A 10,973-nucleotide genomic window follows, 5' to 3' on the forward strand; every position below is an offset into this window, starting at 1 on the left:
TCTTGATTTTGATCTTAGGCGACCCCCCAAATCACTGTCGAATTACGGGCACACCGAGCCTAAGCGAGGTGGCGAGTGTTGGGGCAAGAGCCTTTTGGTTACTTTTGGGCTCTTTTCAAAAGTGACCCGCCGTAAGGGCGGAACCCATATCAGCCGTTACCTAAATAACGGATATGTAAACGACCAAAGGCCACCCATGGAAAAGTCAAAGTTACGCAAACTAGGAATGCTCACGGTAATCACAGTCGCCATAGGCCTAATCATCTACACGGTCCAAGCCCCCGCCGACGCACCGCAATACCTCACCTCCACCGCCGAACGCGGCAACATCGAAAACGCCGTGCTCGCCACCGGCCTGCTCGAAGGCATCAAACAGGTAGACGTCGGTGCCCAGGTCTCCGGCCAATTAAAGTCACTCAAGGTCAAAGTCGGCGACAAGGTCAAAAAGGGTCAATGGCTGGCCGAAATCGACCCATTGATCCTGCAAAACACCCTGCGCAAAGCCCAGGTCGACGAAGAAAACCTCCAGGCCCAACGCCGCGCCACCGCCGCCCAGCTCAAGCAAGCCAAATCCGTGTACGAACGCTACAAAGGCCTGCAGAGTGACGAGTCGGTCTCCCGCCAGGACTTCGAAGACGCCGAGTCCACCTTCCAGGTGCAACAGGCCAACCTCTTGTCCCTGGACGCGCAGATCAAAAGCGCTCACATTCAGATCGACACCGCCAAGGTCAACCTGGCCTATACCCGAATCGTCGCGCCCATCGACGGCGATGTAGTGGGTATCGTCACCCAGGAAGGCCAGACCGTGATCGCCAACCAACTGGCGCCGGTGCTGCTCAAGCTGGCCGACCTGGACACCATGACCGTCAAGGCCCAGGTCTCCGAGGCGGATGTGATCCACATCAGCCCCGGCCAGCAGGTGTACTTCACCATCCTCGGTGAGGCCGACAAACGTTATTACGCCAAGCTGCGCGGCACGGAACCGGCGCCGCAGAACTTCCTGGAAACCCAGACCGCCGGCACGCCGAAGCAGAACACCGCGGTGTTCTACAATGCGTTGTTCGATGTGCCCAACCCTGATCACCGCTTGCGCATCGCCATGACCGCACAGGTGCGCATCGTGCTCGACACCGCCGAGGCCGCGCTGATGGTGCCGGTGGCGGCGCTGGGTGCGCGTAACAACGACGGCACCTACTCGTTGCGGGTGCTGGACGCCAAGGGCAAGGCAGTGTTGCGGGAGGTGAAGACCGGGATCAATAACAACGTCAAGGTGCAGATCCTCGAAGGCCTGGCCGAAGGCGACAAAGTGGTGATCGGCGACGCTACGCCGGCCGTGGCGGGGAACTGACGGATGACTCAGCCACTGCTGGAACTCAAGGGCATCACCCGCAGTTTCATGGCCGGCGAGCGTGAGTTCATCGCGCTCAAGGGCATCGACCTGACGATTCATGCCGGGGAAATGGTCGCGATCATCGGCGCCTCGGGGTCTGGCAAGTCCACCCTGATGAACATCCTCGGCGGCCTGGATTACGCCACGGCCGGCAGTTACAAGATCAACGGCATCGAAACCCGCTCCCTGGGGGATGAGCAGTTGGCCGAACTGCGCCGCGATTACTTCGGCTTTATCTTCCAGCGCTACCACTTGCTGGCGCACCTGAGTGCCTTGCACAACGTGGAAATGCCGGCGATCTATGCAGGCACACCGCAAATCCAACGCCACAGCCGTGCACGGGAGTTGCTCGCGCGACTGGGCCTGTCCGGCCACACCACCCATCGCCCCAGCCAGCTCTCCGGTGGCCAACAGCAACGGGTAAGTATCGCCCGCGCCTTGATGAACGGCGGCGAAGTAATCCTCGCCGACGAACCCACCGGTGCCCTCGACACCCACAGTGGCAAGGAGGTGATGCGCATCCTCGCCGAGCTGCACGCGGCGGGGCACACGGTGATTATTGTCACCCACGACCCCAAGGTCGCGGCGAATGCCCAGCGTATCGTCGAGGTGAGTGACGGCCAGATTGTCAGCGACAAGGCCAATGACAGCGCGGGCCTGGAGCTGCCCAGCGACACACCGATAGAGCCAGAACGCAGCGACGCCCGGCGTTTGGTGGCGAGCCTGGGGTTGTTCAAGGAGGCCTTCAACATGGCCTGGGTCGCGCTGGTGTCTCATCGCATGCGCACCTTGTTGACGATGCTGGGTATCGTCATCGGCATCACTTCAGTCGTGTCGATCTCGGCTATCGGCGAAGGGGCCAAGCGCTATGTGCTCAAGGACATCCAGGCGATCGGCAGCAACACCATCGACATCTTTTCCGGCACCAGTTTTGGTGACAGTCGTGCCTCGGCCATCGAGACCTTGATGCCTTCGGATGTGGACGCGTTGAACCAGCTGTATTACGTCGACAGTGCTACGCCAGTGGTGGGCCGCAACCTGTTGCTGCGCTTTGGCAACATCGACCTGGATGCGCAGGTGAATGGCGTCAGCGACCGCTACTTCAAGGTCAAGGGCCTCAAGCTCGAAGCCGGTATCGCCTTCAGCGAAAGCGATGCACGGCGCCAGGCCCAGGTGGTGGTGATCGACCACAACACCCGGCACCGACTGTTCGGCCCTAACGTCGACCCGCTGGGTCAGGTGATCCTGGTGGGTAACCTGCCGTGCACCGTGATTGGGGTGACCGCCGATAATAAGAACATGTTCGCCGCCAGCAAAGCGCTGAATGTGTGGGTGCCCTATGAAACAGCGGCGGGGCGCTTGCTGGGGCAGCGTCATCTGGACAGCATCACCGTGCGCATCAAGGACGGCCAGCCGAGCAAGGTGGTGGAAGACAACGTCAATAAGCTCATGCTGCAACGCCACGGCACCAAGGATTTCTTCACCAACAACCTCGACAGCATCATGCAGACGGTGCAGAAAACCAGTCGCTCCCTGGCGTTGCTGCTGTCGTTGATTGCGGTGATTTCGTTACTCGTGGGTGGGATCGGGGTGATGAATATCATGCTGGTGTCAGTGACCGAGCGTACCCGTGAGATCGGAATTCGCATGGCAGTGGGCGCGCGCCAGTCGGATATTCGCCAGCAGTTCCTGGTGGAAGCGGTGATGGTGTGCCTGATTGGCGGGCTGATCGGGATCTCGCTGTCCTATGCCCTGGGTTTTCTGTTCTCGTTGTTTGTGAAGGAATGGGAGATGGTGTTTTCCATGGGCTCGGTCATCACCGCGTTTGCCTGCTCGACGCTGATCGGCATTGTGTTCGGTTTTGTACCCGCGCGGAATGCGGCGCGGCTCGACCCGATCGAAGCGCTGGCAAGGGATTGAGATGTCTCAGCCAACATAGATCAAATGTGGAAGCGGGCTTGCCCGCGAATGCAGTGTGTCAGTCAACAGATTCATTGGCTGAATACCGAATTCGCGAGCAAGCCCGCTCCCACATTTAGACCTGAGTAGTCTTAAAAACCAGCGGTGTCCTCAGTAGCGTACATCCACCGCAGCAACGAATGCCGGCCACTGATCCCCAGCTTGATCGCCGCGCGCTTCAGGTAACTCTCGATGGTGTTGACCTTCAATGCCAGCTGCTCCGCCAACTCCGGCGCCGTACGCCCGGCCAGCAGGCCTACGCAGACCTCAAGCTCCCGGCTGGACAGGGTCAGCCCCGACTGCACCAAGCGTTCTTCAATACGCCTGCGCAGGGTTTCGATGCCCTGGTTTTCCGGCACCATCAAATCGCCGTCCTGGCGGCACGGTTGGATAGCGGCAATGTGTTTTTCCACCATGGGCAGCAGCAGGGTGGAGAAGTCCTGCAGCATGCTGCGTTCCTGGGGTGAAAAGCTGTCGGACTGGTGTGAGCGATACACTGACAGCACATAGCGCACGTCGTCCCGCCGGCGGGTTAGGTGTAATTGGGCGGCGGGTTGTTCTTCGTCCAGGGGCACTGCCGAATCGGTATAGACCGGGCTGATCTTGCGACGAGTTTGCCCTTCGGCGCTTACCCGCAATTGCGTGATATGGGTGGCGTCCACTGACAGTTGGGTAAGAATCAGGTCATGCAGCATGCGTGGAAAATGGCGACTGCCGGTGCTGGCGATGACTTTGCCAATATGGGGAAACAACTGTGCGTTCATCAATTCGTCCATGAGGCGTGCAGGTATTCGGCTTTATAGCGGCGGGGGTTAAGGTGCAAGCCAATGCGAATACCTGGCGTGATAGTCCTTCCCGCCGGAACCTATGCTAGTACAGCCTGGCGACGGGAAGGGGATCCAATCTGAAAAAATCGGATTAAATACGCACAAACTTGGACGGACGCGGTACGGCACGGGTGCACTTAGCCAGCGCCTGCTGCACATCCGCCAGCAGGTCGGCGATATCTTCCAGGCCCACCGACAAGCGCACCAGCCCTTCGCTGATGCCATGTGCCGCCCGTTCCTGCGGGGTGTAGGTGGAATGGGTCATGCTTGCCGGATGCTGGGCCAGTGACTCGGCATCACCCAGGCTGACCGCACGGGTAAATAGCTTGAGCGCGTTCATAAAGCGCCGGCCTGCCTCGATGCCGCCCTTGAGCTCGAAGGCAATCATGCCGCCAGGCATTTTCATCTGCTGCGTTGCCAGTTCGTATTGTGGGAAAGAGCGCAAGCCCGGGTAAGTCACCCGTTCCACGGCCGGGTGCGCCTGTAAGGCCTCGGCCACCGCCTGGGCGTTGCTGCAATGACGGTCCATGCGCAGCGCCAGGGTCTTGAGGCCGCGCATCAACAGCGAGGCGTCCTGGGGCGACATTACTGCGCCGGTCAAGTCCTTGAGGCCTTGCAGGCGAATGCGCTGGGCCAGGGCCTGGCTGCTCACCGCGATGCCCGCCGTGATATCGCCGTGGCCGCTGAGGTATTTGGTGGCCGAATGCACTACGACGTCGGCACCCAGGTCCAGCGGGCGTTGCAAGTAGGGCGTGCAGTAGGTGTTGTCGACCACCACGGTGACGTTCGGCCGTTGATGGGCGAGGGCGGCCACGGCGGCGATGTCCACCAGCTGCAGGGTAGGGTTGGCCGGGGTCTCGCAATAGATCATGCGGGTGGCAGGGCTGAGCGCGGCCTGCAGGGCCGCCAGGTCCGTGAGGTCGACATGCCGCACCTTGATGCCGAACTCGCCGATGCCATGGTGCAGCAGGGCGAAGGTGCAACCGTACAGGGTCTGGCTGACGATTACCTCATCGCCGGGGCGTAGCAGGGTCCAGAACGTCGCGGCGATTGCGCCCATGCCGGAGCTGAAGGCCACCGCTGCTTCGCCGTTTTCCAGGGTCGCCATGCGGGATTCCAAGAGTGCCAGCGTCGGGTTGGAGATACGCGTATAAAAGTGGCCGCTCGTCTCGCCGGCAAAACAGGCGGCGCCGTATTCGGCGGTTGGGAAAGCGAAGGTGGCGGACAGGTAAATCGGTGGGACGAGCGCGCCGTGATGATCCTTGGGGTCATAGCCGTGATGGATGGCACGGGTGGAAAAGCCGAATGTGTTGTGTTTATTGTTCATGTCGGACGCTCCTTATTTCCTACAATGCTATGCTCATAACCACAGATGAACTTTGCAATGTTTGCTGCTAATTCCCACGTCTTGGGATGAAAAACCTCGAAAAACAACAATCAGAGGCATGTTATGCCCGTCAGTCTCGACCGCACCGATAAAGCTCTTTTAAACGCGTTGCAGGGCAATGCCCGGCTCACCGTGGCCGAGTTGGCCGACCGCGTCTCCCTGACCACCTCGCCGTGTTGGCGCCGGGTGCGCAACCTGGAGGAGAGTGGGGTGATCAGTGGGTATCAGGCGATTCTGTCGCCCAAGGCCCTGGGGTATGGGGTGACGGCGTTTGTCAGCATCATGATGGAGAGTCATACCCAGGAAATTGCGCGGGCGTTTGAACAGCGATTATTGGAGATTCCGGAGATTGTGGCGTGTCATAACGTGTCGGGGCGGTATGACTTTTTGTTGGAAGTGGTGGCTAGGGATCTGGAGTCGTTTGGGGAGTTTGCGCGGGAGGTGTTGCAGACGTTGCCTTGTGTTAAGGAGATTTATTCGAGTTTTTCTTATAAGTCGGTGAGGGCTTTGCGGGTGATTCCGTTGCCGGGGTGATTGGGGGGGGGGTGTGTACATATCCGTTGCTTCGGTAACGGCGGCTTATGGTTCCGCTCTTACAGCGGGTCACTTTTGGAAGGACCCAAAAGTAACCAAAAGGTCCTCGCCCCAACACTCGGTGCCTCGCCTAGGCTCGGCATGCCCTCACTCCGGCTTGAATCCGTGGGCCGCCGCGATGGGCCATCCTTGGCCCAGCGCGGCTAACCCGGCGTCCTGCCGGGTTACCCACGGATTCAAGCCTGCGTTCGGCCAGCGTGTTTAACGGGGCGCCTCAGATCAAGATCAAGATCAAGATCAAAATCAAAAGCAAGAGCACGGCGGCCTAGTAGCCGACTTGAGTGATTAGATCAAAAGCAGATACGTGTATGAGCCGGCTTGCCGGCCCTAGAGTGGGCCGTTTTTGCTGTTGCCGTTGCTTCACACCACTCAAGCCGGCTGTCAGGCCGCTGTGCTCTTGTTTTTGATTTTGATCTTAGGCGGCCCCCCAAATCCCTGTCGGATTACGGGCATACCGAGCCTAGGCGAGGTACCGAGTGTTGGGGCAAGAGCCCTTTTGGTTACTTTTGGGGCTCTTTTCCAAAAGTGACCCGCCGTAAGGGCGGAACCAATACCCGCCATCACCCAAATAACGGATATGTACTCAACAAAGCACGCCCCCCCGATACAGCACGTACATCCAATTTTCCCCACCCCAACCCCCGCAAACTCCCTCATCGCTGAAACATCAAGGCAGAGGGACACCCCATGGACCCAGCAACAAAACCAGGCGCTGACGAGGTCGTCACCCTGGTGGTCAAACACCTGATCAAGCAAGGCCGTGAAGCCGACTACGAAGCCTGGCTACGCCGCATCGTCACCATCGCCGGCGCACGCCCAGGCCATCTCGGTGTCGATGTAGTCCGCGGCAAGCAAGGCAACCTGGCCCTGTTCACTTGCGTATTACGCTACCGCTCCACCGACGACCTGAAAACCTGGCTCGACTCCCCCGAGCGCAAGTCCCTGATCGCCGAAGCCACCCCGATGCTCGCCGACGGCGACAACACCGAAATCGGCGCGGTCAACGAATTCTGGTTCCGCCCCGAAACTGAAAACGCTGCCAAACCGCCACGCTGGAAGCAGGCAGTGGTCACCCTGTTTGTAATCCTGCCGCTGACCCTGCTGGTGCCTATCGTGTGGGGCCCGGTACTGCGGCTGCACCCGTTTCTCTCCAACTACGTGGTCGCCACCTTTCTGGTGACCCTGACCATCGTGGTGCTGGTGGTCTACCTGCTGATGCCGGCGGCCACCCGCCTATTCGCTCCCTGGCTTGAAGCCTCTGCAAAGGAAACCCTATGAACGCCGACCTGATTCTGTTCAATGGCCAGTTCCACACCGTGGACCGTGAAAACCCCCGCGCCACAGCCGTCGCCATTCGCGAGGGGCGCTTTGTCGCTGTGGGCACCGACGGTGAAGCCATGGCTTTGCGTGGCAGTGGTACCCAGGTCATCGACCTCAAGGGCCGCACCGTCATCCCCGGCCTCAATGACTCGCACCTGCACCTGATCCGTGGCGGGCTGAACTACAACCTCGAACTACGCTGGGAAGGCGTGCCTTCCCTGGCCGATGCCCTGCGCATGCTCAAGGACCAGGCCGACCGTACGCCTACCCCGCAATGGGTACGCGTGGTCGGCGGCTGGAACGAATTCCAGTTCGCCGAAAAACGCATGCCCACTCTGGAAGAGTTGAACCAGGCCGCACCTGACACCCCGGTGTTCGTGCTGCACCTGTACGACCGCGCCTTGCTCAACCGCGCCGCCCTGCGTGTGGCGGGCTACACCAAGGACACGCCTAACCCGCCGGGCGGCGAGATTGTGCGGGACAGCAATGGCAACCCGACCGGCATGCTGGTGGCGCGACCGAACGCGATGATCCTGTATTCGACGCTCGCCAAAGGCCCGAAACTGCCTCTGGAATACCAGGTCAACTCCACCCGCCAGTTCATGCGTGAACTCAACCGCCTGGGCCTCACCAGCGCCATCGATGCCGGCGGTGGTTTCCAGAACTACCCCGATGACTACGCGGTGATCGAGCAACTGGCCAAGGACGAACAGCTGACGGTGCGTATCGCCTACAACCTGTTCACCCAGAAGCCCAAGGAAGAACTCAGCGACTTCAAGAACTGGACCGGCAGCGTCACCCTGCATCAGGGCGATGACTACCTGCGCCACAACGGTGCGGGCGAGATGCTGGTGTTCTCGGCGGCGGACTTCGAGGACTTCCTTGAGCCGCGCCCGGACCTGCCGTTGACCATGGAGCAGGAGCTGGAACCGGTGGTGCGTCACCTGGTGGAACAGCGTTGGCCGTTCCGCCTGCATGCCACCTATGACGAGTCCATCTCGCGCATGCTGGACGTGTTTGAGAAGGTCAACCGCGACATTCCGTTCAATGGTCTGCCGTGGTTCTTCGATCATGCCGAAACCATCACCCCGAAAAACATCGAGCGTGTGCGGGCGCTTGGTGGGGGTATTGCGATCCAGGACCGCATGGCGTTCCAGGGTGAATACTTTGTCGAGCGTTACGGTGCCAAGGCCGCCGAAGCCACGCCGCCGATCAAGCGCATGCTCGCTGAAGGCGTGCCGGTCGGCGCGGGCACCGATGCCACGCGGGTGTCGAGCTATAACCCTTGGACTTCCCTGTACTGGATGGTCAGCGGCCGCACCGTCGGTGGTCTGGAACTGCATGCTGAAGGTTTGCCGCGCCTTACCGCGCTGGAGCTGTTTACCCATGGCAGCGCCTGGTTCTCGTCCGAGCAGGGCAAGAAGGGCCAGATCAAGGTCGGCCAACTGGCGGACGTGGCGGCACTGTCGGCGGACTTTTTCAGTGTCGATGAAGAAGCCATCAAATGGATCGAGTCGGTCCTCACCGTTGTCGGCGGCAAGGTGGTCTACGGCGCCGGCGATTTCGAAGATTTTGCCCCGCCCCGCGTGCCCGTGCTGCCGGACTGGTCGCCGGTGGTCAAGGTGCCAGGTCACTGGCGCCCAAGTTCGCCTTTGCAAGCTCAGGTTCATCAATGCAGCGGCCCCTGCGGCGTGCATTCCCACAGCCATGAAAAAGCACGCCTTTCCAGCGTGCCGGTCAGCGACTTCCAGGGTTTCTGGGGTGCGTTTGGCTGTTCGTGCTTTGCCTTCTGATCAAACCCCAAAGGAGTTACCCCATGACTTACTCGCGCTTGAACAAAGATGATGCCGTTGTCCTGCTGGTCGATCACCAGACCGGCCTGATTTCCCTGGTCCAGGATTTCTCCCCAAACGAATTCAAGAACAACGTGCTGGCCCTGGCTGACGTCGCCAAGTTCTTCAACCTGCCGACCATCCTGACCACCAGTTTTGAAAGCGGCCCTAATGGCCCGCTGGTTCCAGAGCTCAAAGCCCTGTTCCCGGACGCGCCGTACATCGCCCGCCCTGGTCAGATCAACGCCTGGGACAACGAGGACTTCGTCAAGGCCGTCAAGGCGACCGGCCGCAAGCAGATCATCATTGCTGGCGTGGTAACGGACGTGTGCGTAGCGTTCCCAACCCTGTGCGCACTCGCCGAGGGCTTTGAGGTGTTCGTGGTCACCGACGCCTCCGGTACCTTCAACGAAACCGTGCAACAAGCCGCGTGGGCCCGTATGACCGCCGCCGGTGCGCAATTGGTGAACTGGTTCGCCGTCGCCTGCGAGCTGCAAGTTGACTGGCGCAACGACATGGAAGGCCTGGCCAACCTGCTGTCGCCGCGCATTCCCAACTACCGCAACCTGATGAACAGCTACTCGGCGTTCACCGCCAAGTAACCGGTTCTCAAGCACACCGCAATACCCCGTGGGAGCGGGCTTGCTCGCGAATTCGGAGTGTCAGTCGGCAGATTAGTTGACTGGTCCACCGCATTCGCGAGCAAGCTCGCTCCCACATTTGATTTGTGGTGTTGCGACCATCCGGTTATAAAACAGTCCATCGTCCACCGAGAAGCGACAATGAACCCCTTCGAAGACATGCGCCTGTTCTGCCAGGTCATGGAGTCCGGCAGTTTCACCGCTGCCGCCGAGCAACTGGGGCTGTCCAAGCAGTTCGTCAGTCGCCGCCTGATCCAGTTGGAAGACCGCCTGGGCGTGCGCTTGCTCAATCGCTCCACCCGTCGTCTGGATGTCACGCCACTCGGCCAGAGCTATTACGAGTCCGCCTTGCGCCTGCTGGGTGAGGTCGAGCAAGTGGAGCAAGGCATCGCAGGCCAGAACAGCGAGCCACGCGGCACTATTCGTCTCAGCGCACCGTTGTCGTTTGCCATGGCGCATTTGGGCTGTCTGTTGCCACTGTTCCTGCAGCGCCATCCCCAGGTATCGGTGGAGGTCGATCTGAGTGACCGCCCCGTGGACTTGATCGGCGAAGGCTATGACCTGGTGCTGCGCATCGGCACCCTGGAAGATTCCACCCTGATTGCCCGCCGTATTGCCAGCATCCCTCGGGTGTACTGTGCCAGCCCCGCGTATCTGGCCCTGCGCGGTACGCCGCAAAAGCCGGAAGACCTCGCCGAACACGATTGTCTGCCCTACGGCCATGGCCGCCAAGTGCAGTGGCGTTTCAAAGGTAAGTTGCAGGCGCTGAATGTGAGTGGGCGCATGCGCGTGAACAATGGCGACTTGCTGCGCGACACCGCCGTTGCAGGCTTGGGTGTGACCTACCTGCCGACCTTTATCGTCGGCGATGCGTTGAAGGACGGCCGCCTGGTCACTGTCTTGGACGAGTTCGCCCCCGAGGCATTGACGCTGTCGGCGGTGTATCCGCAACACCGGCAAAGCTCGCGGCCGGTGCAGGCGCTGGTGGAGTTTTTGCGCGAACGCCTGGCGAGTGGTTGCTGA

The 10,973-nt window shown here is 60.4% G+C and carries 9 protein-coding genes; 7 read left to right on the forward strand and 2 right to left on the reverse strand.

The features are described from left to right. Positions 1-196: 196 nt before the first annotated feature. Both macA and LVW35_RS11360 read left to right on the forward strand, forming a co-directional pair. Positions 197-1,348, forward strand: a complete 1,152-nt coding sequence (macA, locus tag LVW35_RS11355; protein WP_233895552.1) for a macrolide transporter subunit MacA — start codon at positions 197-199, stop codon at positions 1,346-1,348. Positions 1,349-1,351: 3 nt separating this feature from the next. Beyond that, complete coding sequence (locus tag LVW35_RS11360; RefSeq protein ID WP_233895554.1) at positions 1,352-3,310, forward strand: MacB family efflux pump subunit; 1,959 nt, start codon at positions 1,352-1,354, stop codon at positions 3,308-3,310. Positions 3,311-3,441: 131 nt separating this feature from the next. On the opposite strand, the gene LVW35_RS11365 is transcribed toward LVW35_RS11360, so the two are convergent. Together LVW35_RS11365 and LVW35_RS11370 are read right to left on the reverse strand one after the other, a co-directional pair. Continuing rightward, positions 3,442-4,113, reverse strand: coding sequence for a response regulator transcription factor (locus LVW35_RS11365; RefSeq protein ID WP_233895555.1), 672 nt, complete (start codon positions 4,111-4,113; stop codon positions 3,442-3,444). A gap of 154 nt (positions 4,114-4,267) precedes the next feature. Next, a complete protein-coding gene (locus LVW35_RS11370) occupies positions 4,268-5,503 on the reverse strand; it encodes a methionine gamma-lyase (RefSeq protein ID WP_233895557.1) in 1,236 nt (411 codons plus the stop codon). 123 nt (positions 5,504-5,626) lie between these two features. On the opposite strand from LVW35_RS11370, the gene LVW35_RS11375 reads away from it, so the two are divergent. From LVW35_RS11375 to LVW35_RS11395, 5 genes are all read left to right on the forward strand, one after another. Continuing rightward, positions 5,627-6,097 carry an Lrp/AsnC family transcriptional regulator gene (locus tag LVW35_RS11375; RefSeq protein ID WP_233895559.1) on the forward strand — a complete coding sequence of 157 codons (471 nt, stop codon included), beginning with the start codon at positions 5,627-5,629 and terminating at the stop codon, positions 6,095-6,097. Positions 6,098-6,844: 747 nt separating this feature from the next. Continuing rightward, the gene (locus LVW35_RS11380) at positions 6,845-7,435 is read left to right on the forward strand and encodes an antibiotic biosynthesis monooxygenase (RefSeq protein ID WP_233895560.1); all 591 of its coding nucleotides are present in this window, start codon (positions 6,845-6,847) and stop codon (positions 7,433-7,435) included. Then, the gene (locus LVW35_RS11385) at positions 7,432-9,270 is read left to right on the forward strand and encodes an amidohydrolase (protein ID WP_233895562.1); all 1,839 of its coding nucleotides are present in this window, start codon (positions 7,432-7,434) and stop codon (positions 9,268-9,270) included. The genes LVW35_RS11380 and LVW35_RS11385 overlap by 4 nt, the downstream gene beginning before the upstream one ends. Positions 9,271-9,293: 23 nt before the next feature. Next, positions 9,294-9,911, forward strand: coding sequence for an isochorismate family cysteine hydrolase YcaC (ycaC, locus tag LVW35_RS11390; protein WP_233895564.1), 618 nt, complete (start codon positions 9,294-9,296; stop codon positions 9,909-9,911). A gap of 180 nt (positions 9,912-10,091) precedes the next feature. Further along, on the forward strand, positions 10,092-10,973 hold the full coding sequence (locus LVW35_RS11395; RefSeq protein ID WP_233895566.1) for a LysR family transcriptional regulator: 882 nt from the start codon (positions 10,092-10,094) through the stop codon (positions 10,971-10,973).

Origin of the sequence: Pseudomonas sp. HN11, from assembly GCF_021390155.1 — a bacterium.
In the GTDB taxonomy this organism is placed as follows: Bacteria; Pseudomonadota; Gammaproteobacteria; order Pseudomonadales; family Pseudomonadaceae; genus Aquipseudomonas.